The 24458-nt window shown below is 69.0% G+C and carries 8 protein-coding genes (1 of these 8 cut by a window edge); all 8 read left to right on the top strand.

Annotated features, from left to right (window positions below):
- Positions 1-543: 543 nt before the first annotated feature.
- Positions 544-1278, top strand: coding sequence for a SapC family protein (locus ABD927_RS11595; RefSeq protein ID WP_345249485.1), 735 nt, complete (start codon positions 544-546; stop codon positions 1276-1278).
- A 58-nt stretch (positions 1279-1336) separates the two neighbouring features.
- A complete protein-coding gene (locus tag ABD927_RS11590; RefSeq protein WP_345249483.1) occupies positions 1337-2902 on the top strand; it encodes a TolC family protein in 1566 nt (521 codons plus the stop codon).
- Positions 2902-3801 (top strand): efflux RND transporter periplasmic adaptor subunit, encoded by a 900-nt coding sequence (locus ABD927_RS11585; protein ID WP_345249481.1) that lies wholly within the window; start codon positions 2902-2904, stop codon positions 3799-3801. The genes ABD927_RS11590 and ABD927_RS11585 overlap by 1 nt, the downstream gene beginning before the upstream one ends.
- Entirely contained in the window at positions 3798-5771 is a 1974-nt protein-coding gene (locus ABD927_RS11580; RefSeq protein WP_345249479.1) for an efflux RND transporter periplasmic adaptor subunit, read from the top strand. Before ABD927_RS11585 ends, ABD927_RS11580 begins: the two co-directional genes overlap by 4 nt.
- A gap of 8 nt (positions 5772-5779) precedes the next feature.
- A complete protein-coding gene (locus ABD927_RS11575) occupies positions 5780-7936 on the top strand; it encodes a biotin/lipoyl-binding protein (protein ID WP_345249477.1) in 2157 nt (718 codons plus the stop codon).
- The gene (locus tag ABD927_RS11570; protein ID WP_345249475.1) at positions 7933-9969 is read left to right on the top strand and encodes a hypothetical protein; all 2037 of its coding nucleotides are present in this window, start codon (positions 7933-7935) and stop codon (positions 9967-9969) included. Before ABD927_RS11575 ends, ABD927_RS11570 begins: the two co-directional genes overlap by 4 nt.
- Complete coding sequence (locus ABD927_RS11565) at positions 9956-11560, top strand: Lcl C-terminal domain-containing protein (protein ID WP_345249473.1); 1605 nt, start codon at positions 9956-9958, stop codon at positions 11558-11560. The genes ABD927_RS11570 and ABD927_RS11565 overlap by 14 nt, the downstream gene beginning before the upstream one ends.
- A 167-nt stretch (positions 11561-11727) precedes the next feature.
- Positions 11728-24458, top strand: the 5' portion of a protein-coding gene (locus tag ABD927_RS11560) for an LEPR-XLL domain-containing protein (protein ID WP_345249471.1). It continues 37321 nt past the right edge of the window; only the first 12731 of its 50052 coding nucleotides appear in the window; its start codon is at positions 11728-11730; its stop codon lies off the right edge, out of view.

The raw sequence follows: 24458 nt of genomic DNA, 5'->3' as shown, positions 1-24458 counted from the left end.
GATCCATCCCGAATTTTTTTGATACATGCGACACAAAAGATCGAATATCATGTCGCGTCGGAGATTGCGTAGGCGCTACGCCGCTTACCGAGGGGGTTTCCGAGAGTACGCAGTTACAAGTCCATGTGAGAAGCGGGCGCTAACATATCGCCGTTTTCGGGATATCCAGATCGGCCAGAAGTCGACGCGGATCGTCCCGATGCCGCAAGGTCGTTGCCGGTACATCCTGTCACATGTATTTCCGTGATGGATGGTGCAATGCAGAAGTTACGCAGTGGATTGTTGGGAAACGTGCACGAGTATTTATGTAAATGAGTGCTCGCATACCCATGAATGACGCTCTATCCAGGACTTTGTATTTCAACTGGATGGGTGGGGGAAGGGTCGCCTTCCCGAGGTGCATGGCGCACTGTTTGTTACAAGATGTTTTCAGTTTCGTCAACAGAAGGATTTTCCGCTGCGTGCCGAGTTCGCCCGACGCGGGGAACCTGACGACCGTCAGCCGCCGCGCTGGCGGCCGAGTACATAGCCCTGGAGATTTAAGTGTTCGAAAAAGTCGTACCGGTCAACAAAGAGCGCCACGCCAACAAGCGGATCAAGGAAATCACCGGGTTCGGGTTCGCCTCGCGCTTCCACATCGCCTACGTCACGATGCATGAGTTCGCCCGCGCCGCGGCGATCTATCCCATCGTCTTCCTGGAAGACAAGGAAAAAGACGAGTTCCGCCCGGTCGTGCTGCTGGGCCTGGACGCCGGCAGCAACCTGTTCGTGGGCGCCGACGGCAAGTGGGACGCCTCCTACGTGCCGGCCATCATCCGCCGCTACCCGTTCGCGCTGGCCGGCACCGACAAGGAAGGCCAGTTCACCATCTGCATCGACGAGGCCAGCGAGCTGGTCAGCGATACCGAAGGCGCCCCGCTGTTCGAGAACGGCGAGCCCACCCAGGTGATCGAGAACGTCAAGCGCTACCTGTCCGAGCTGCAGCAGATGGATGCCGTGACGCGCGATTTCGCCAAGTTCCTGGCCGCCAACAACATGTTGACGCCGCTGAACATGCGCGTGCGCGAAAACACCCGCGTCAAGAACATCGCCGGCTGCTACGTGATCAACGAAGAGCGCCTGAACAACCTGTCGGACGAGCGCTTCCTCGAAATCCGCGCCAAGCGCTACCTGCCCGCCATCTATGCCCAGCTGATCTCGCTGGCCCAGATCGAACGCCTGGTCACGCTGAACGACAAGCGCACCGAAGAAGCCAAGGCCAAGGCGACGATCCAGTAAAGCACGGTACGGGGTGGGAACGGGGACACCGGCCGTGGTGGCATGGGGGAGAGGCGCAATGCTGATGGCAGCGCTGGGAATCGTGGCAACGCCTGCGGCATCGCGCGCCGCCGGGCCGGCCGCGGTCGCGCTGTTCCAGTACGCCGCCGCGCCGGCCGCCGATGCGCCGCAGGCCCCGGCGGGCCCGGCCCTGCCCGGCAACGTGCTCGACCCCCGCCGATTCATGCAGTTGATGGCGGCCCGCAATGCCGAGATCGCCTATGCGCAGCTGCAGGCCGACATCGCCGACCGCGGCGTCGAGGCCGAATCGACCGTCTACCAGCCCACGCTGTACGGCGGCGTGCGCCATGAACAGCGCCACCGCCAGCGCACGGTCGAGGAACAGTTGTCGACGCTGCTCAGCAACGCGTCGGTGCTGGACGAGAACGTCAATTCGGTGGAAACCGGCGTGCGCTTTCGCGCCTTCACCGGCGGCGAATTCAGCGTCGGCATCAACAACTCCGACCGCCGCAACAACCTGATTGCGCAGTCCACCGGCCAGACGCTGGAAAGCAGCGCGTCGGTGGTCATCACGATGAAGCAGCCGCTGCTCAAGGGCGCCGGCCGCGACGTGGTCGAGACCGACCTGCGCGTGGCCGAGCTCGAAAGCTCGATCGGCCGCTGGCAGTACCGCCAGCAGCTGCTGAAGATGGGCGGCGACGCGCTCGGCGCCTACTGGCAGCTGCAGAAGGCCTACCTGGTCCATCCCATCCGCCTGGCGCTGCTGCGGAACGCCCGCGAATCGCTGCAGGACACGCGCGAACTGGTGCGGTCGGGCCGCGTGCCGGCCACCGCCGAGTCGGAGGCCCGCACCATCGTGTCGACCCGCGAAAGCGACGTCTACAAGAGCGCGCAGGCGATTTCCGAGGCCGAGGCGCGCATCCGCGTGCTGCTCGACCTGCCGCCCGAAGACGGCAAATGGACGCTGGGCGACTGGTCCGACATATCGGATCCCGGCGCCGCGTCGTTCGAAGCGCGCTGGAAACAGGCGGTCGACGCCTCGCCCAGCTACCGGGTGGCGCAGCTGCGGGTGGAGCAGAACCAGTACCGGCTCAAGTTCGCCGAGAACCAGAAGCTGCCCCAGCTCGACCTGCAGGCCAGCTACGGCGCCTCCGGCCTGGCCCGCGGCCAGCACGACGCCGTCAGCCTGGCCTCGCGCACCCGCTACCCCGACTGGTACGTGGGGGTCGGCTTCGAAATGCCGATCGGCTCGGTCACCCGCGCCAGCGCCCAGTACGAGGGCCAGATCCTCAAGCTCAAGCAATCCGAGCTGGAAGCCCGCAACGTGCGCAACTCGCTGGCCAACGACCTGCGCAGCCGCAGCGAAGGCTACGAATACACCCTGCGCGACGTGGAGCAGCTGCGCGCCGATCTGGCCTCGCGCACCGAACTGCTGCATGCCGACGAAGAAGCCTTCAGGCAAGGCCTGGCGCCGCATGCGCGCCTGCTGCGCCGGCAGGCCGACGTGCTGGAAAGCCGCCTGCGGCTGCTCGACGGCGAGGCGCGGCTGCATGCCGCGCGCACGCTGCTGTCGATGTCCGAAGGCACGCTGCTGGCCGAATATGGAATCGAGGTCTCACCCTGATGCAAGCCGCCACGTCCCTTCCGTCGAACTTTCGTCGAGTCTGCCGCGGCGCGCGGCGGCGGGGAGGGGCAACGGCCGCGCGCGGCGCGCTGGCGGCGCTGGCCGCCGCCGGCTCGCTGCTGCTGTCGGCGCCGGCCGCCGCCGAAGACTATACCGGGCTGGTCTATGCCCGCCATGACCTGACCCTGAGCGTGAGCGTGCCGGGCGTGGTGTCGCGCGTGCCGGTGGCGGTCGGCCAGCAGGTACAGGCCAACCAGGCGCTGCTGCAGCTGGAGGACCGCATCCAGGGCACCGAGGTCCAGCGCCGCAAGATCCTGCTCGACGACCAGTCCGAGCTGCGCGCCACCGAAGAGCGGGTGCGCATCCTGACGCCGCTGTTCAACGACACCAGCAAGCTGCTGTCGTCCGGCGGCAGCGTGAGCCGCGACGAGGTCGTGCGGCTGCAGCTCGAACTGGTGTCTTCGCGTTCGCGCGTGGAGCAGCTGCGCGCGCAGGAGCTGCGCGAGAAGGTCGAGCTGACCGCCGCCGAGCAGGAGCGCGACCTGCGGCGCCTGGTGGCGCCGGTGGCCGGCGTGGTCACTCGGGTCGATACCGACATCGGCGAATGGGCGCGGCCGGGCGATGCGCTGATCCAGCTGGTCGACGCCGCGGTCTGCTATCTGCGCCTGAATGTGCCGGCCGCCGCGGCCCAGGGCTTGAAGGTCGGCGGCGAACTGCCGATGCGGTTCGAGCAAGGCACCGGCGTGGCCCCGCTGCGCGGCAAGATTTCCTACATTTCCCCGGTGATCGACGCGGCCAGCGGCCTGGTCGAGCTGCGGGTCACGTTCGCCAATCCCGACGGCCGGGTGCCGCCGGGCATCAAGGGGATCGTGCAGCTGGGAGGCGCAGGCACGCGATGAACGCCCCCGGCCATCCTCCCCAGTTCGTGCCCGACGCGCTGGCCCTGGTCAGGGAGCTGCAGGCCTTGCGCCGCAGTTCGCCGTCGGCACCCGGCTACTGGGACCAGATGGCGGCCGGGCTGCGCTTCCTGTGCCGCGCGCAATCCGCCTGGATCGTGCAGCGCGCCGAGGGCGTGGCCGGCGGCGGCTGGCGGATCTCCGGCCGGGCGGCCGAGGCCGACCAGGCCTCCTTCGACGCAGCCTGGGGCCGGGAGCTGGAGGCGCTGGCGCCGCGCGCCGCCGACAAGGGCTTCGCGGTCAACCCCGGCACGACGCCCGACGGCCTGGGCGTGTTTCGCGTCGCGATCCGCCTGGAGTTCGCGACCGAGTCGCTGGCGCTGCTCGAGATCCCGCAGCGCGAACGGGCCAGCCTGAACGAACTGGTGCTGCGCGCCCGCCTGGTGGCCGACCTGCCCGGGGCAGTCCCGGCGCAGCCGGCCGCCGAGCCGGCTGCGCTGCCGGTGCCGATGCCCGCAGCGGGCGGCGGTTCGGCGCCGCCGCGCCTGCCCGTGGTGGCGGGCGCGCCGTTCGCGGCCGAGCCGCCGTCGTCGTCGCTGGCGCCCGCCGCGCAACTGGCGCTGTCCGACCTGCTCGACCTGGCCGCGCAGGCGATGCGCGAGCCGCGCCTGGGCGCGGCCACGCTCACGCTGGTCAACGGCCTGGCCGCGCTGGCCGGCGCCGCCCAGGTGGCCTTCGGCTGGTCCGACCACGGCTATGTGCACGCGGCCACGATCAGCCACCTCGACCAGTTCAACGCAGGCAGCGAGCTGGTCGAGATGGTCGAGTCCGCGCTCGACGAAAGCCTGGAGCACGACGCCCCGCTGCGCAATCCGGCGCCCGTTGGCGCGCCGGTCCATCCGGCGCTCGACCGGCTGCGCGACGCGCTCGGCTTCACCGGCGTCTGCTCGCTGTCCCTGCGGCGCGGCCTGGAGCCGGCGCCGGCTGCGCTGCTGGTCGCCCATGCCGACGGCCGCACCCTCGACGACGCCTCGCTGGCCCATGTGCGCACGATGTTCGACCTCGCGCTGCCGTGGCTGATCGGGCTGCGCGAGCGCGAGAAGTGGTGGGGCGCGCGCCTGCGCGACTGGGCGGCGCTGCGCCTGTCGGCGCTGCTGGGCCCGCAGCACGTATGGCTGAAGACGGCCGGCGTGGCCTTCGGCCTGTTCGCGCTGTACGCCACCTTCGCCACCTGGGACTACCGGGTCAACGGCAACGGCCAGCTGACCACCGACAGCACCCGCCTGGTGAGCGCCAGTTTCGACGGCCGGGTCGACACCGCGCTGGTCAGCTCGGGCGACATGGTGCACCGGGGCGACGTGCTGGGCGTGCTCGACACCCGCGAGCTGCGCCAGCAGGAAACCGACGCCCGCGCCGAGATCCGGCGCTACGCGGCCGAGGCCGACAAGGCGCGCGCCACCGCCGCCTGGGCCGAGGTCGAGATCGCCAGCGCGCGCCAGGAGCAGGCCCAGGCGCGCCTGGCGCGGGTGCTCGACATGATCGACCAGGCCTCGGCCCGCGCGCCGTTCGACGGCGTGGTGGTCGAAGGCGAACGCAAGGACCTGCTCGGCGCGCCGGTGCGCAAGGGCGACAAGCTCTTCAAGCTGGCGCGGATAGAAGGCCTGTACGTGGTGACCACGGTGCCCGAGCGCGACATCCCGCTGATCGCGCCCAACGCCACCGGCGAGCTGGCGCTGGTCAGCCGGCCCGACGTCAAGATCCCGCTGCGGGTGTCGGCCGTGATCCCGGTGGCGCAGACCAAAGGCCAGGAAGGCAACCAGTTCATGATCCGGGCCGAGCTGCTGCAGGCGCCCGAGTCGTGGTGGCGGCCCGGCATGAGCGGCGCCGTGCGGATCGACGCCGGCCGGCGCAACGTCGCGTGGATCCTCACGCATCGCCTGATCGACAGGCTTCGCATGCTGTTGTGGTGGTAGGAGGAGCGATGCCCGGCGCCACCTTCAGCGATGCCTGGTACCGAATCGCCGACGCGCGGGTAGCGCTGCTGCCCGCCGTGCGCGCGCAGGCCCAGCGCTACCGCGGCCGCCTGTGGTTCGTGCTGGAGGACCCGTACACCCAGCGCTTCTTCCGCATCACGCCGGAAGCCTACGATTTCCTGCGCGCGCTCGACGGCGAACGCACCGTGGACGAAACCTGGCGCGACTACGCGGCGGCCCGCGGCGCCGACGCCCCCGGACAGGACGAAGTGGTGCGGCTGCTGTCGCAGCTGCACATGTCCAACATGCTGTTCTTCCGCGGCCAGCCGCACAACGACGCCATCTTCGAGCGGCACCGCCAGCAGAAGCAGCGCGAGATGTACGGCAAGCTGCTGTCCTTCCTGTACGTGCGGGTGCCGCTGCTCGATCCCAATCGCTGGCTCGACCGCATCCGGCCGCTGATCATGCTGTGCACCGGCCGCGCCGCGGCGCTGGCCTGGCTGGCGGTGTTCATCGCCGGCGCCGCCACCGCCTTCGAGCACGCCGACGAGCTGCACCGGCATACCGACGGCCTGCTGTCGCTGTCGAACCTGCCGTGGCTGTACGCGGCGATGACGCTGCTGAAGGTCTTCCACGAAATCGCCCACGCCTTCGTCTGCAAGCGCTACGGCGGCCAGGTGCACACCTTCGGCGTGATGTTCCTGATCTTCACGCCGCTGCCCTATGTGGACGCCACCGCCGCCTGGGGCTTTTCCAGCAAATGGCGGCGCGCCTACGTGGGACTGGCCGGCGTGCTGACCGAGCTGTTCTTCGCCGCGATCGCGGCGCTGGTATGGGCGCATACCTCGCAGGGCGTGGTCAACAGCCTGGCCTTCAACGTGATGTTCATCGGCTCGGTGTCGGCGCTGCTGTTCAACGGCAACCCGCTGCTGCGCTTCGACGCCTACTACGTGCTGTCCGACCTGATCGAGATCCCCAACCTGTACCAGAAGGGCCAGCAGCAGTGCCTGTACCTGTGCGACCGGTACCTGCTGGGCAACCGGGCCGCAGTGTCGCCCGCCACCGACCGCAGCGAGCGGCTGTGGTTCACCTTCTACGGCTGGGCCAGCTTCTGCTACCGGCTGATGCTGAGCTCGGGCATCATCCTGGCCGCGCTCGACAAGTGGTTCGCCATCGGCCTGTCGCTGCTGACCACCACGCTGATCACGCTGGCCGTGATGCCCGGCCGCCGTTTCGTGAACTATCTGTTCGGTCCCGCCGTGGCCCATCGCCGGGTGCGGGCGGTGGGCGCGGTGGTGGCGCTGCTGGCGGGCGCCTACGTATTCGTGGCCTGGGTGCCGCTGCCGCATGCCGTGCGCGTGCCGGGCGTGCTGGAAGCCCGCCAGCGCGCCACCATGTTCGTCGACACCCCCGGCGTGCTGTCGCGGCTGATGGTCCGGCACGGCCAGGCGCTGCATCGCGGCGACGTCATCGCCGTGCTGCGCAACGACGATCTGGAACTCAATCTGCGGCTGACGAAGCTGCAGCTGGCCGAGCACGAAACCCTGATCCGCCAGGCGCTGGAACGCGCGCCGGCCGACGTCGCGCCGCTGGAGCGGCGCGCGCAGGCGCTGCGCGACCGGCTGGGCGAGCTGGAGGCCATGAAGGCCAAGCTGGTGGTGCGCGCGCCGCAGGACGGCGAATGGGTGGCGCCCATGCTGCACGAAAGGCTGAGCAGCTGGATCGAGCGCGGCCAGGCGCTGGGCGAGGTGGTCGATTCCTCCAGCTTCCGCTTCTCGGCCGTGCTGGCGCAGACCGAAGCCGCCGAATTGTTCCCGGTCGACGGCCGCAGCAAGGGCGAGCTGCGCCTGGCCGGGCAGGCCGGCGCCGGCATCGAGATCGGCCGCGTCGAACTGCTGCCCTACCAGCGCGAGCGCCTGGCCTCGCCGGCGCTGGGCTTCTTCGGCGGCGGCGACGTGCCGGTGCAGGCCGACGACAAGAGCGGCACGCTCGCCACCGAACCGTTCTTCGAGGTCCGGGCCGGCCTGCCGCCGGCGGCGCTGGCCGGCGTGACCGCCTACCAGGGCATGTCGGGCGTGCTGCGCGTGACGCTGGCCGCCCAGCCGCTGTACACGCGGCTGCACAAGGCCTTCCTGCAACTGCTCCAGCGCAGGTACGCCCTATGATGCTGCCCAACCCCGATTCGGGCGCGCGCAGCACCGCGCCGGTGGAGATCCGCAAGCCCTGGGCCGGCCGCATCGGCCTGCCCGGCTGGTGGCGCCTGCTGGCGTGGCGGCGGCGCCCGGCGCTGCGCGCCGACCTGCAGGCGGCCTTGCGCGCCGCCGGCCGGCTGGCGCAGATGCCCGACGAGGATTTCGACCGCCTGCTGGGCGAGACGCGCCGAACGTTGCGCGCGGCGGTGGCGCGCACCGGCGAGGGCGGCATGCTGAGCCACCGGGCGCAGGCCATGGCGGTGCTGGCCGAGGCGGCGCATCGCCAGCTTGGCCAGCGTCCCGAGCGCGGGCAATTGATGGCCGCGATGGCGATGGTCGCCGGCCAGGTGGCCGAGGCCGGCCCGTGCAGCGGCAAGACGCTGGCGATCGCGCTGGCCGCCGCCTTCTGTGCCTGGACCGGGCGCGTCTGCCACGTGATCGTCGCCACCGACGCATTGGTCATGCGCGACGCGGCCGACATGACGCCGTTCTATGCCCGCTGCGGCCTGTCGGCGGCGGCGCTGCCGGCGCAGGCGCAGGCCGACGCCGCGGCCTTCGCCTACCGGGCCGAGGTGCTGTATGCCACCGCCCGCCGCGTGCTGCACGACAGCCTGCGCGAGAAGCAGGGCGCCGGCCCCGGGCCGGCCCGCCGCGGCGCCGCCGCCGGCCCCGTGGCGGCGCACGACGGTCTGCAGATGGCGCTGGTGGACGACGCCGACCGGGTGATGATCGACGATGCCGGCATGCCGTTCATCGTGTCCGAGCCCGGCAGCAACCCGGTGCTGCTGGAAGCGATCGAACTGGCGCGCGCGCTGTGCGAGCGCTTCGTCGCCGGCCGGCATTACCGCTTCGAACAGAACGGCCATCGCCTGGTCTTCACCGCCGCCGGCCAGGAACTGCTGGATGCCGTCGCCGCCGAGCTGCCGCCGCTGTGGCGCGCGCAGCGCCGGCGCGACGAACTGCTGATGCAGGCCATCATCGTGCGCGACCGCCTCGTGCGCGGCGTCCACTACAACGTGCAGAAAGACCCGTTCGGCGACGGCATGCGCATCGCCTTCACCGACGTTCCGGTGGCCGACCTGTTGCCGGAACGCACGCTGCACGTCGGCCTGACGCAGGCCCTGGAGGCACGCGAGGGGCTGCCGCTGTCGCATCCGCCGCGCACGTCCGAACGCATCAGCTACCAGGCCTTCTTCGGGCGCTACCAGCACCTGGGCGGCGCCGCCGGCGACCTGCGCGGCCTGGAAAACGAACTGTGGCGCGTCTATGGCGCGGTCGTGCAGCGCGTGGCCGCCCCGGCGGCGACCCGCGCCGCGGTGCGTCACGAGGTGGTGCCCGATGCCGCGGCCGGCCTGGCCGTCGCCGCCGAATCGGCGGCGGTATGGGGAGCGCAGGGGCACGCCGTGCTGATCGGCCTGCGCCGCGTCGACGCCTTCCGGCCGCTGGTCGAGGCGCTGCAGGGCCGCAACGCCCGGCTGCGCGTGCTGGGCGTGGCGCCGCCGCGCGCCGACGACTGGGTGCTGGCGGCGGGCGAGGTGCTGGTCGTGCCCGAGGCCCTGCTGCTGGGCGCCGACCTGAAACTGGAGCGGCCGCGCACGCCGGTCGCGCTGGTGCTGCCCGAGGCCCTGGATTCCACCCGCGCCGAACGATCGTTCTGGGCGCGCGGGGCGCGGCTCGACACCGAGCGCGTCGGCCTGCGCCTGATCGCACTCGACCAGCGCGCCGTGCCGGCCTGGCTGCGCCGGCTGGCGGCCGATGCCACTGCCGATGCCGGCGCGCCGCCGGCCGCGGCGCTGGGACTGCGCCTGTTGCTGCGGCGCATCTTGTACCGCGCGCGCCGGCGCGCCGCCCGCGGCGCGCGCTGGCAACGGCACCAGCTTTTCCTGCACGAACAACAACTGCGGCTGCAGCTCGCGTTCGCCGCCGCGCGCGGCACGCCACCGGCCCTGCAAGGGGCCGGCCGGTCCGCTTCTTCCTTTCCAGGTGATCCCCATGCCAAACACTAGTCCCGGTCCGTCGGTCTTCCCGCTCGCCGCCGTCCGTCCGCTTTCGCGCCTGGCTGCCGCCGGCCGCGTCCCGGCTGCCGCGCTGGCGCTAGGCTGGCTGGCCGGCTGCGGCGGCGGCGGGGGCGGCGGATCGACGCTGCCGCCGCCCGCGCTCAGCGTGGCGCCTTCGATCGCACTGGAAAGCGCGGGACAGATGCCGTTCACCGTCACGCTCGAGAAGAATGCCGAGTGGGACGTACAGCTCCATTACTCCACCGCCGACCTGGTTTCCACGCTGGCGTCGAAGGCCGTCCCCGGCTACGCGCGCGGCGGCGCGAGCTGCTCGGCCGGCATCGACTACGTGGCGGTCAACAACGGCGCCTTCACGATTCCCACCGGCCAGCGTACCGCCACGGTGCAGGTCACGATCTGCAACGATGCCACGCTGCAGGCCGACAAGCGCTTCAACCTCACGGTCAACGGCGGCGCCAGCCCCTCCACTGCGGTCGGCACCATCGTCAACGACGATGCCGGCGGGCTGAACGACACCGGCATCTCGGCCTGCGTCAACGCCAGCGGCGGCGCCACCGGCTGCCCGGCGGGCGGGCTGGCCGGCCAGGATGCCGAAACCGGCCGCGACGCGCTGTCGTTGGTCAATTCCGACGCCGACGGCCTGAAGGGCTTCTCGTTCGAGAAGGTCGGCGCCTCCGGCGAATCGCTGGCCGCCAACGCCGCCGGCTGGTCTTGCGTGCGCGACCGCGTCACCGGCCTGCTGTGGCAGGTGGAGCAGGCCACCGGTACGCCCGAAACGATGCCGTTCGCCGACGTGGCGGCGCGCATCACGGCCGCCAATTCGGCCTCGCTGTGCGGCGTGAGCAACTGGCGCCTGCCCGAGGTGGCCGAACTGGCCTCGCTGGTGGCAGCCGGCAAGACCTCGGGCGTGGCGATCGATTCCAACTGGTTCGCCGACACCGCCGGCCTGGCCAACCAGCAGACCTCGATCTATTGGACGGACACCACCTATCCCGACGACGACCAGACCGACTGGACGGTCGATTTCGGGCTCGGCGCCGTAGGCGTCAAGAACAAGGCGCCCGGCAACAGCTTCTCGCTGCGGCTGGTGAGCGGCGCCGAGTCGCAGCCCTCGTCGGCCACGCCGTGCCTGGCCGGCAGCGCCAAGGTCGCTTCCGACCGCTTCGCCGACAACGGCGACGGCACCGTCACCGACAAGCGCACGCAGCTGATGTGGATGCAGTGCAGCCAGGGCCGCTCGGGCACGTCGTGCGGCAGCGGCACCGCCGCGTCGGTGGACTGGGCTGGCGCGTTGTCGGCGGCTGCTGCCGCCAACGGTTCGGCCTCGCTGGGCAAGGGCTACACCGACTGGCGGCTGCCCAATCGCAACGAACTGGCCTCGCTGGTGGAATACGCCTGCCGCGCGCCGGCGATCAACCAGACATATTTTCCGAGTACGGTGCTCGCCAGCTACTGGAGCAGTTCGCCGGTGCTGCCGATATCCGGTAGTGCGTGGTACGTGAATTTCGTCGACGGCGACGTGGGGCCGGCGACGACGGATGGGCCAAGAGCAGTACGGCTGGTGAGGGCGGGGCATTGACGGCCCCCGGGGTTTGCGCAGTTTGAACAGGGTCGGCGCCGCGTGCGCCGACAGGCGTTTTTGGAGAAGGGTGGTTGTAGTGAACGACCACTCTTCAGACAACGAAGAATAGGCTGGCGCGGCCGCTCCATGGGGAGCAGGGCGCGGTAAAAAAAAGGTAGGCGAAGATGAGAGCGCTGAAGAGAAAAGTAGCCAATCTGGTCCGCGATGCGTGGCGCGTCGAAGCGCTGGAACCGCGGGTGCTGCTGTCGGCCGACCCGGTGGTGGCCGCGGTGCACGCCGTGGTGGCCGACGACCGCGGCCACGACCAGACGGTGCACGGCGCCTACGACTTCGACAACCCACAGGCGCCCGAGCCGCTGCTGACGCGGGCCGACGCCCATTTCGCGCTGGTCGAGCAGCCGCGCATCGCCGCCTCGACGCAGACCTTCACGGTCGACAACGGCGTGTTCGACATCGGCGACCTGATCAGCCAGGGCTACGTCGGCAGCACGCTCACGATCGCCGCCAACGAGGAAATGAAAGGCAGCGGTACGCTCAACGTGGCGCTGCTGAACGCCGGCACGCTGGCCCCCGGCCACTCGCCCGGCGTCGACAACGTCGATACCTATACCCAGACGGCCGACGCCACGCTGCAGATCGAGATCGGCGGCACCGGCGCGCCGGGCGACGCCAACGGCTACGACCAGCTCAACGTCGCCCATGCCGCCAGCCTGGACGGCAAGCTGGAGGTCAAGCTGCTCAACGGCTTCAAGCCGACCGAGGGCCAGGAATTCAACTTCATGAATTTCGAGTCGGCCAGCGGCGCGTTTGCCAGCGGCAGCGGCTTGCTGGTGGCCGAAGACGGCATCTATTTCGAGATCAAGCAGACAGATCACTCGCTGACGCTGGTCGCCCACCACCTGGACGACACCGCGGCCTTCATGGTCGGCGCGCTCGGCACTTCGGTCGACGGCAACGTGGCCGACCACCTGGGCGAGTGGCTGAACTACGACTACTTCCAGCAGAACCAGTCGTTCTCGTTCACCGGCGATGTCAACCTCGGCCACGGCCTGTCGCTGTCGGGCGACTTCATGCTCAGCTACGACGCCCACGTCGGCCTCGACCACGGCGGCGACACTGGCTTCTACGACATCTGGCGCCTGGCGCTGGCCGACGGCCAGGGCTACCTGGGCTTGGACGCGTCGGATCCGGGCGCGCCCGGCGTGGCGTTCAGCGACGCCGACATCGGCATCCTGTTCATCCAGTCTGCCGACACCGGCACCGACTACGGCTGGATGCTGGCCTCCGGCCAAGCCGGCGGTTTCTCGCTGACCGGCCTGCCGGGCATGAGCCTGAGCGCCGAGCACCTGACGCTGGACTTCGCCGTCGGCATCGGCGACATCGGCGGCGCGCCCAACCACGGCAGCCTCGACCTGTCCGGCCAGCCGCAGACGATCGACGACGGCGACGGGCATTCGCTGTTCGTGTTCGACCGGCCCGCTTCGGACGCCGACTACCTTTCGCTGAGCGGCACCGCCACGCTCACGGTGTTCGACAACATCACGATTTCCGGCACGCTCGGCTTCTCGACGGCCGACGCGGGCCTGCTGGCGGCCGGTAGTGATGTGAGCGCACACCTTGGCGCCGGTGGCATGACGGTCGGCATCGACCACGGCGCCTTCGGCCTGATCATCGACGGCAACGGCCTGATCACGCTGGAGGCCAGCGGCTCGGCCCACCTGAGCGGCGGCGACTTCGCCGACTTCAGCGCCGATTCGGCGCTGCTGCGCTTCAACCAGGCGGCCGTCGACCACACCGGCACCGACCTGTCGTTCGGCGCCTTCCACTACACCTTCGGCGACCTGCCGGCGTCCACCACGCCGGCGGTCAGCCTGTACGGCCTGCGCGCCGTGATCTCGGGCAGCTTCGTCATCAGCGGCGACTTCGCTTTTGCCAGCGACGCCGGCGGCTCGATGCAGATCATCGCCTCCCACGCGATGGTGGCGCTGCGCTCCGGCGCCTTCGACGTCGGCGTTACCGACGCCTCGGTCGGCCTGCTGGTGCACGCATCCACCGACGCCCACCCGGGCGTGCTGCTGGAAGCCAGCGGCGGCATCGACGTCGCGCTGGGCGACAGCGTGCACCTGGCCGGCACCACGGCCAGCGTGCGCTGGAACAGCACCGACCAGGACGGCAGCGGCCAGTCGATCAACGCGGCCGGCGCCGCGTACACCTTCGGCGGCGGCCTGTCGTCCGGCCTGCAGGAAGTGGCGGTCACCGGCGGCCTGCTGGAAGTGGCGGGCTTCTTCAGCGCCAGCGGCGACTTCGCGCTGCACAAGGGCGTGGGCTCGGTCGTGCTGGCCGACAATGCCGGCACGCCCGACGACGAATCGGCCATCCCCATCGCGGTGGACCTGCTCACGCTGGGCGCACGCAACCTCGACGCCTCGGCCGGCCTGCTCGGCAGCGCGCTCGGCTTCGAAATGACCGGCGTGGAATTTGCGCTGGCGCTGATGACGGCGCGCACCGACGCCACCCGCACCTGGACCAGCCTGCAGGCCACGGCCACCGGCGTGTCGTTCAGCGGCGTCGAGGGCGTGACGGCCTCCGGCTCGAACTTCGGCGTCACCATCAACCGCGCCGGCAAGCTGGGCGACACGGTGGTCGACCACGCCAAGTCGCCGCTGCGCGTGGCCACCGGCGCCGACAGCCACCTCGACCTCGACATGGACGGCGCGCAGGGCCAACTGCTGCGCGCCTTCGGCACCATCAACCTCGACCTGTTCGGCTTCGTGCAGGCCAGCGGCTCGTTCTCCATCGAAAGCCATACCGATACGGTCACGCTGGCCGACGGCAGCGCGGTCACGGTGGACCTGCTGACCGTGGGCGTGCAGGACGGCACGGCCTTCGTGGGCGTCAACGGCGGCACCACCGGCGCGGTCGGCGTGTCGGTGAGCGGCGTCGACCTCGGGCTGGTCCTGCTGGCCGACCAGGCGGACGCCAGCCGAACCTGGACCAGCGTCCAGGCCAAGGCGCACGACGCCAGCTTCTCCGGCATCGCCGGCGTGAACCTGTCGGCCGGCGATCTCGACATCGCCATCAACCGCGCCAGCCGGGCTGGCGACGACGTCGTCGACTATCTCGCGCACGGCCTGTCGGTCGACACCGGCGCCGGCAGCATCGCGTTCAACCTGGATGGCGGCCAGGGCGAACTGCTGCAGGCCAGCGGCGAACTGAACGTCGACGTCTACGGCTTCTTCCACGTGGACGGCACGTTCGCCATCCGCAAGAGCACCGAAACCGTCGTCCTGTCGGACGACAGCACCGCCGAGGTCGAACTGCTGACCATCGGCGCCGCCGGTGTCGATGCCTTCGCCGGCCTCAACGGCGGCACCGGCGACGCGCTGGGCCTGAGCCTGACCGGCGTGAACTTCGGCCTCGCCCTGATGAGCGAGAAAATGGCTACGGGCAGCGCCACCCCCGCGCGCACCTGGACCACCCTGCAGGCGACCGCCACCGGTGCTTCGTTCACCGGCCTGGACGAGCTCACGCTGTCGGCCGGCTCGCTCAGCGTCGCCATCAACCAGGGCGACGCGGTCGACGGCGCGGTGGTCGACTATGCCGCCGGCGCGACCGACCTGTCGGTCGTCACCGGCACCGGCACCGAACTGGCGTTGTCGCTGGACGGCAGCAAGGGCGAACTGCTGCAAGCCAGCGGCAGCCTGAACCTCGACGTGTACGGCTTCTTCCAGGTCAGCGGCGGCTTCGCGATCCAGAAGGGCACCGAAACGGCCACGCTCGACGACGACAGCACCGTCGTGGTCGACACGCTCACCTTCGGCGCCAGCGGCGCGCATGCCTTCGCCGGCATCAACGGCGGTACGGACGACGCGATCGGCCTGGACCTCTCCGGCGTCAACGTGGCGCTGGCGCTGATGAGCAGCCAGGCCGACCCGGCCCGCAGCTGGACCAGCCTGAAGGCGACGGCCGCCAGCGTGTCGCTGCTCGGCGTCGGCGGCCTGGAAGTATCGGCCACCGACCTGTCGGTGGTCGTCAACCGGGCCGGCACGCCCGACGACCACGTGGTCGATTATTCGTCCGGCAAGACCGGCCTGACCATCGCCACCGGCCCGGAGTCCAGCCTGAAGCTGGACATGGACGGCGCCAGGGGCGACCTGCTGGAAGCCAGCGGCACGCTGGCGATCGACGCTTTCGGCTTCTTCCAGGTCAGCGGCGGCTTTGCCATCCAGAAGGGCAGCCAGACGGTCACGCTGGCCGACGGCAGCACGGTCGTGGTGGACCTGCTGACCATCGGCACGGCCGGCGCGCACGGCTTCGCCGGCATCAACGGCGGCACCGACGATGCGCTCGGCCTGGATCTGTCGAATGTGAACGTGGGCCTGGCGCTGATGAGCAGCCAGGCCGATCCGGCGCTCAGCTGGACGAGTCTGAAAGCGACGGCCGGCAGCGTGTCGTTCGTCGGCATCGATGATTTGCAAGTCTCCGCGACCGACCTGTCGGTGGTCATCAACCAGGCCAGCGCGGGGTCCGTGGTCGACTACTCGGCCGGCAAGACCGGCCTGTCGGTCACGGCGGGGCCGTCGTCCAGCGTCGCGCTGGACATGGACGGCGCCAAGGGTTCGCTGCTGCAGGCCAGCGGCACCCTGACCATCGATGCATTCGGGTTCTTCCAGGTGAGCGGCGGGTTCGCGATCCAGAAAAGCAGTGAAACCGTCACGTTGGCCGACGATTCGACGGTCGATGTCGACTTGCTGACGATTGGCGCGTCCGGCGCGCATGCCTTCGCCGGCATCAACGGCGGCACCGACGACGCGCTTGGCCTGGACCTGTCCGGCGTGAACGTGGGCCTGGCGCTGATGAGCAGCCAGGTCATGCCCACCCGCACCTGGACCAGCCTGAAGGCCACGGCCACCAGCGTGGCGTTCGTTGGCGTCGATGACCTGGAAGTGTCGGCGACCAGTCTGTCGGTGGTGATCAACCGGGCCGGCGTCCTCGACGACAAGGTCGTGGATTACTCGACCGGCAAGACCGACCTGTCGGTGACGACGGCCCCGTCGTCAGGCATCGCGCTGGACATGGACGGCGCCAAGGGCAACCTGCTGCAAGCCAGCGGCACGCTTACGATCGACGCGTTCGGTTTCTTCCAGGTCAGCGGCGGCTTCGCGATCCAGAAGAGCAGCGAGACGGTTACCCTGGCGGACGACACCACGTTGGCCGTCGATGTTCTCACGATCGGTGCGTCCGGCGCGCACGCCTTCGCGGGTATCAATGGCGGCACAGACGATGCGATCGGCCTGGACCTGTCCGGCGTGAACGTCGGCCTGGCGCTGATGAGCAGCCAAGTTACGCCCTCCCGCACGTGGACCAGCCTGAAGGCGACCGCCGAGAGCGTGTCGTTCATCGGCGTCGATGACCTTGAAATCTCTGCCACCGACCTGTCGGTGGTGATCAACCAGGCCGGCGTGCTGAACGACAAGGTCGTCGATTACTCCGCCGGCAAGACCAATCTGTCGGTCACGACGGGCCCGTCGTCCGGCATCGCGCTGGACATGGACGGTGCCAAGGGCAACCTGCTGCAGGCCAGCGGTACCCTGACGATCGACGCGTTCGGTTTCTTCCAGGTCAGCGGCGGCTTCGCGATCCAGAAGAGCAGCGAGACGGTCACGCTGGCGGACGACACGACGGTCGAGGCCGACGTTCTGACGATTGGCGCGGGCGGCGCCCACGCCTTCGCCGGTATCAACGGAGGCAGCGACGACGCGATCGGCCTGGACCTGAGCGGCGTGAACGTAGGCCTGGCGCTGATGAGCAGCCAAGTTACGCCCTCCCGCACGTGGACCAGCCTGAAGGCGACCGCGGCCAGCGTGTCGTTCATCGGCGTCGATGACCTCGAAATCTCTGCCACTGACCTGTCGGTGGTGATCAACCAGGCCAGTGTCCTGAACGACAAGGTCGTCGATTACGCCGCCGGCAAGACCAATCTGTCGGTGACGACAGGCCCGTCGTCCAGCATCGCGCTGGACATGGACGGCGCCAAGGGCAACCTGCTGCAAGCCAGCGGCACGCTGACGATCGACGCCTTTGGTTTCTTCCAGGTCAATGGCGGATTCGCGATCCAGAAGAGCAGCGAGACCGCGACCCTGGCCGATGGAACGACCGTCGAGGTCGATGTCCTGACAATCGGTGCGTCCGGTGCCCACGCGTTTGCCGGCATCAACGGCGGCACCGACGACGCGATCGGCCTGGATCTGTCCGGCGTGAATGTCGGCCTGGCCTTGCTGAGCAACCAGGCCAACCCGGCCCGCACGTGGACCAGCCTGAAAGCCACGGCCGACGACGTGTCGTTCGTCGGCGTCGACGATCTCGACATTTCCGCGACCGACCTGTCGGTGGTGATCAACCAGGCCGGTGTTCTCAACGACAAGGTGGTCGACTACTCGACCGGCAAGACCGACTTGACCGTGGCCACGGGGCCGTCGTCCGGCATCGCGCTGGACATGGATGGCGCCAAGGGCAACCTGCTGCAGGCCAGCGGCACGCTGACGATCGACGCCTTCGGTTTCTTCCAGGTTAACGGCGGCTTCGCGATTCAGAAGAGCTCCGAGACCGTTACGCTGGCCGATGGGACGAGCGTCGCCGCCGACGTGCTGACGATCGGCGCGAGCGGCGCGCATGCCTTTGCCGGCATCAACGGCGGCACCGACGATGCGATCGGCCTGGATTTGAGTGGCGTGAATGTCGGCCTGGCGTTGATCAGCAGCCAAGTTGCGCCCACGCGCACCTGGACCAGCCTGAAGGCGACCGCCGATGAGGTGTCGTTCATTGGCGTCGACGACCTGGAAATTTCCGCTACCGATCTGTCGGTCGTCATCAACCAGGCCGGCGTCCTGAACGACAAGGTGGTCGACTATTCGACCGGCAAGACCGACTTGACCGTGGCCACGGGGCCGTCGTCCGGCATCGCGCTGGACATGGATGGCGCCAAGGGCAACCTGCTGCAGGCCAGCGGCACGCTGACGATCGACGCCTTCGGTTTCTTCCAGGTTAACGGCGGCTTCGCGATCCAGAAGAGCTCCGAGACCGTCACGCTGGCGGACGATACGACCGTCGACGTCGACGTGCTGACGATCGGCGCGAGTGGCGCGCACGCCTTTGCTGGGATCAACGGCGGTACCGACGATGCGATCGGCCTGGACCTGAGCGGCGTGAACGTCGGCCTGGCGCTGTTGAGCAGCCAGGTCACGCCGACGCGGACGTGGACCAGCCTGAAGGCGACCGCGGCCAGCGTGTCGTTCATCGGTGTCGACGATCTCGACATTTCCGCGACCGACCTGTCGGTGGTGATCAACCAGGCCGGTGTTCTCAACGACAAGGTGGTCGACTACTCGACCGGCAAGACCGACCTGACTGTGGCCTCCGGCCCGTCGACCGGCATCGCGCTGGATATGGATGGCGCCAAGGGCAACCTGCTGCAGGCCAGTGGCAACCTGACCATCGATGCCTTCGGCTTCTTCCAGGTCAACGGCGGCTTCGCCATCCAGAAGAGCAGCGAAACGGTCACGCTGGCCGACAACACCACGGTCGCGGTCGATGTCCTGACGATCGGCGCGGGCGGTGCCCATGCCTTCGCCGGTATCAACGGCGGTAGCGATGACGCGATCGGCCTGGACTTGAGCGGCGTGAATGTCGGCCTGGCGCTGATGAGCAGCCAGGCGACGCCGACCCGCACCTGGACCAGCCTGAAGGCGACCGCGGCCAGCGTGTCGTTCATCGGTGTCGACGATCTCGAAATTTCCGCCACCGACCTGTCGGTGGTGATCAACCAGGCCGGCGTCCTGAACGACAAGGTCGTCGACTACTCCACGGGCAAGACCGACCTGTCGGTGATGACCGGCACGGATTCCAGCTTGAAGCTGGACATGGATGGGTCGAAGGGCAATCTGCTGCAAGCCAGCGGCACCCTCACCATCGACGCCTTCGGCTTCTTCCAGGTCAATGGCACCTTCGCGATCCAGAAGAGCACCGAAACGGTCGCGCTGGCGGACAACACGACGGTCGTGGTCGATGTCCTGACGGTCGGCGCGGGTGATGCGCATGCGTTTGCCGGTATCAACGGCGGCAGCGACGATGCGATTGGGCTCGATCTCACCGGCGTGAACGTCGGCCTGGCGCTGATGAGCAGTCAGGTCAACCCGGCCCGGACGTGGACGAGCCTGAAGGCCACGGCCGAGAGCGTGGCCTTCGTCGGCGTCGACGATCTGGAAATATCCGCCACCGACCTTACGGTGGTGATCAATCAGGCCGGTGTCCTGAACGACAAGGTCGTGGACTACTCGAACGGCAAAACGGATCTGACGGTGGCGACCGGCCAGGAGCCGGGCATCGCGCTGGACATGGACGGTTCGAAGGGCAACCTGCTACAGGCCAGCGGCACCCTTACGATCGACGCGTTCGGTTTCTTCCAGGTCAACGGCAGCTTCGCGATCCAGAAGAGTACCGAGACCGTCACGCTGGCGGATGGGGCAACCGTCGTGGCTGACGTGCTGACGATCGGTGCCGGCGGTGCCCACGCGTTTGCCGGCATCAACGGCGGCACGGACGATGCGATCGGCCTGGACCTCACCGGCGTGAACGTCGGCCTGGCGCTGATAAGCAGCCAAGTTGCGCCCACGCGCACCTGGACCAGCCTGAAGGCGACCGCTGAGAGCGTGTCGTTTATCGGTGTCGACGACCTCGAAATCTCGGCGACCGACCTATCGGTGGTGATCAACCAGGCCGGTGTCCTGAACGACAAGGTCGTGGACTATTCGGCCGGCAAGACGGACCTGACGGTGCCGACCGGCCAGGAGCCGGGCATCGTGCTGGACATGGATGGCTCGAAGGGCAACCTGCTGCAGGCCAGCGGTAACCTGACCATTGACGCGTTCGGTTTCTTCCAGGTCAACGGCAGCTTCGCGATCCAGAAGAGTACCGAGACCGTCACGCTGGCGGATGGAGCAACCGTCGTGGCTGACGTGCTGACCATCGGCGCGGGTGGCGCCCACGCGTTTGCCGGCATCAACGGCGGTACGGACGACGCGATCGGCCTGGACCTGACCGGCGTGAACGTCGGCCTGGCGCTGATCAGCAGCCAAGTTGCGCCCACGCGCACCTGGACCAGCCTGAAGGCAACCGCTGAGAGCGTGTCGTTTATCGGTGTCGACGACCTCGAAATCTCTGCCACCGACCTGTCGGTGGTGATCAACCAGGCCGGCGTCCTGAACGACAAGGTGGTCGACTACTCGACCGGCAAGACCGACCTGTCCGTGATGACCGGCACGGACCCCAGCCTGAAGCTGGACATGGATGGCGCCAAGGGCAACCTGTTGCAGGCCAGCGGTACGCTGACCATCGACGCGTTCGGTTTCTTCCAGGTCAACGGCGGCTTCGCGATCCAGAAGAGCAGCGAGACAGCCGTTCTGGCCGACGGCACGAGCGTCGCGGTCGACGTGCTGACCATCGGCGCCAACGATGTGCATGCCTTTGCCGGCATCAACGGCGGCACGGACGACGCGATTGGCCTGGACCTGACCGGCGTGAACGTCGGCCTGGCGCTGATGAGCAGCCAGGTCACTCCGACCCGCACGTGGACCAGCCTGAAGGCGACTGCCGAAGAGGTGTCGTTCGTCGGCGTCGACGACCTCGAAATCTCTGCCACCGACCTGTCGGTGGTGATCAACCAGGCTGGCGTCCTCAGCGACAAGGTGGTCGATTACTCGACCGGCAAGACCGACCTGTCCGTGATGACCGGCCAGGACTCCAGCCTGAAGCTGGACATGGACGGCGCCAAGGGCAACCTGCTGCAGGCCAGCGGCACCCTCACCATCGACGCCTTCGGCTTCTTCCGCGTCAACGGCGGTTTCGCGATCCAGAAGAGCAGCGAGACGGTCAAGCTGTCGGACGGCAGCTCGGTTGCCGTCGACGCGCTGACCATCGGCGCGAGCGGCGTGTCGGCATTCGCCGGCATCAACGGCGGCACGGACGATGCCATCGGCCTGGATCTGACCGGCGTCAACGTCGGCCTGGCGCTGCTGAGCGACAAGGCGGCCCCGGCCCGCAGCTGGACCAGCCTGCAGGCCACCGTCGGCAGCGCCTCGTTCATCGGCCTGGGCGACGACATGACGGTGCAAGTCACCAACCTGTCGGTCCAGATCAACCAGTCCAGCGTCCTCGACGGCGCGGTGGTCGACTACGCCACCGGCAAGACCGACCTGTCGGTCCCCACCGGCACCGGTTCCTCGCTGAAGCTGTCGATGGACGGCAGCAAGGGCGCGCTGGTCGAAGCCGCCGGCTATCTCACGCTGGACGTCTACGGCTTCTTCCAGGTCGAAGGCGAGTTCGCGATCCAGAAGAGCAGCCAGACCGTCGAGCTGTCGGACAACACCTCGGCCAACGTCGACCTGCTGACGATCGGCTCGCACGGCGTGGACGCCTTCGCCGGCCTGAACGGCGGCACCGACGACGCGCTCGGCCTGAGCCTGGAGGACGTCGACTTCGCGCTGGCGCTGATGAGCGAGAAGCCGGCCACCGGCGGCACCGGCCTGGCGCCGGCCGCGCGCAGCTGGACCAGCCTGCAGGCCTCGGTCGGCAGCGCGACGTTCATCGGCCTGGGCGACGACGTGACCATCGCGGTCACCGGCCTGGCGGTGCAGATCAACCAGACCAGCGTGCTCAACGGCCCGGTGGTGGACTACACCACCGGCAAGACGGACCTGACGGTCGTGACCGGCACCGATTCCTCGCTCAAGCTGTCGATGGACGGCGGCAAGGGCGCGCTGATCCAGGCGTCCGGCCATCTGGACCTGAACGTCTACGGCTTCTTCCAGGTCAGCGGCAATTTCGCGATCCAGAAGAGCAGCCAGACCGTCAAGCTGTCGAACAGCACCTCGGCCAACGTCGACCTGCTGACCATCGGCGCCGACGGCGTGGACGCCTTCGCCGGCCTGAACGGCGGCACCGACGACGCGCTCGGCCTGAGCCTGCAGGACGTCGATTTCGCGCTGGCGCTGATGAGCGAGAAGCCGGCCACCGGCGGCACCGGGCCGGCCCCGGCCGCCCGCGGCTGGACCAGCCTGCAGGCCACCGCCGGCCACGTCGGCTTCCTGGGCCTGGGCGACGACATGACCGTGAGCGCCGATTCGCTCTCCGTGTCGGTCAACCAGGCGAGCGTCGCCAACGGCCCGGTGGTCGACTACGCCGCCGGCGCCACCGATCTGGTCGTGCCCACCGGCGACACCACCAGCCTCAAGTTCGACATGGCGGGCGCCAAGGGCGCCATGGTCCAGGCCAGCGGTCACCTGACGCTCGACGTCTACGGCTTCTTCCAGGTCGACGGCGAGTTCGCCATCGAGACCAGCACCAAGACCGTCACGCTGGCCGACCACACCACCGCCAGCGTCGACCTGCTGACCATCGGCGCCAGCGGCCTGAATGCCTTCGCCGGCCTGAACGGCGACAGCCCGACCGACCGCATGGGCCTGGCGTTGGAGAACGTCAACTTCGCGCTGGCGCTGATGAGCGAGAAACCGGCCACCGGCGGCACCGGCCCCGCCCCCGCGGCGCGCAGCTGGACCAGCCTGCAAGCCACCGCCGGCAGCGCCGCCATCGTCGGCGCCGGCGACCTGACCATCGAGGCCAGCGCCATCTCGGTGTCGATCAACCAGGCGGCCGCGCTCGGCTCGCCGGTGGTGGACTACGCCGCCGGCGCGACCGATCTCACCGTCATGACCGGCGGGTCCAGCTCCGTCAAGTTCGACATGGCCGGCAGCGCCGGCAAGCTGTTGCAGGCCAGCGCCCACATCAACGTCGACCTGTACGGCTTCGTCCAGGTAGAAGGCGATTTCGCGATCGAGACCCGCACCTCTTCCGTGCGGCTGGCCGACAACCCCGCCACGCCGGCCGACGAAGGGGCCACGCCGGTCGCGGTCGACGTGCTGACCCTCGGCGCCAGCAATGTCCGCGCCTTCGCCGGCCTGAACGGCGGCACCGACGACGAACTGGGCGTCGAGCTGACCGGCGTCGATTTCGCCATCGCGCTGATGACCAGCCAGGCCGACGCCACCCGCAAGTGGACGGCGGTGCAGGCCGAGGCCGACAGCGTCGCCTTCGTCGGCATCGATGCCTTCACGCTGGCCGCCACCGGCATCGCGGTCGAAGTCAACCGCGCCGCCAAGGCGGGCGATTCGGTGGTCGACTTCGCCGCCTCCGGCCTGGACGTGACGGTCGGCACCGACAAGAAGGTCACCATCGACATCGACGGCGACCGCGGCACCACCACCGCGGTCAGGATCGACCGCGCCACGCTGGCCATTTCCGACTACGTCTACATCAGCGGCGGCTTCTACCTCGAACAGAGCGAAGGCACCCAGGTCGACGTGGTGACCGGCCTGTCGCCCAACGACGACGCGCTGCCGGCCTCGATCAAGAACGGCCTGGACCGCGTGCAGGGCCTGACCGGCGACAACTCGCGCATCGAGAACCTGGCCGTGTCGACGCTGCTGCTCAGCGCCACCGACGTGGAAGTGTTCGCCGGCCTGGGCCCCTATTTCATCGACGACAACGGCAACGGCATCCGCGACGCCGGCGAGGCGCGCAATCCCGACGCCTTCGGCGTGGTGCTCGAGGGCCTGGACATCGGCCTGGTGATGTTCGACTCGACGCTGGCCGCCGACCCGATGTCGGTGGTGCCGAAGTTCTTCGCGATGCAGATCCGCTGGGAACATCCGCTCGACATCGACCTGGGCGGCATCTTCCAATTCCAGGTCGACGGCCTGTCGATCGACCTGAACCAGGGCAGCGCCTGGGGCAACAACCCGGCCAACGGCTCGCCCTTCGTCGACTTCGCCGGCAGCTTCCC

This window comes from Pigmentiphaga soli (genome assembly GCF_039541095.1).
In the GTDB taxonomy this organism is placed as follows: Bacteria; Pseudomonadota; Gammaproteobacteria; order Burkholderiales; family Burkholderiaceae_B; genus Pigmentiphaga; species Pigmentiphaga soli.
The sequence above is the reverse complement of the archived record's forward strand: the minus strand, read 5'-3'. Positions and strand labels throughout refer to the sequence as shown.

Coding starts and splice junctions, on each gene's coding strand:
- ABD927_RS11590 (WP_345249483.1), top strand. CDS start 1,337: ATGCTGATGGCAGCGCTGGGAATCGTGGCAACGCCTGCGGCATCGCGC.
- ABD927_RS11585 (WP_345249481.1), top strand. CDS start 2,902: ATGCAAGCCGCCACGTCCCTTCCGTCGAACTTTCGTCGAGTCTGCCGC.
- ABD927_RS11580 (WP_345249479.1), top strand. CDS start 3,798: ATGAACGCCCCCGGCCATCCTCCCCAGTTCGTGCCCGACGCGCTGGCC.
- ABD927_RS11575 (WP_345249477.1), top strand. CDS start 5,780: ATGCCCGGCGCCACCTTCAGCGATGCCTGGTACCGAATCGCCGACGCG.
- ABD927_RS11570 (WP_345249475.1), top strand. CDS start 7,933: ATGATGCTGCCCAACCCCGATTCGGGCGCGCGCAGCACCGCGCCGGTG.
- ABD927_RS11565 (WP_345249473.1), top strand. CDS start 9,956: ATGCCAAACACTAGTCCCGGTCCGTCGGTCTTCCCGCTCGCCGCCGTC.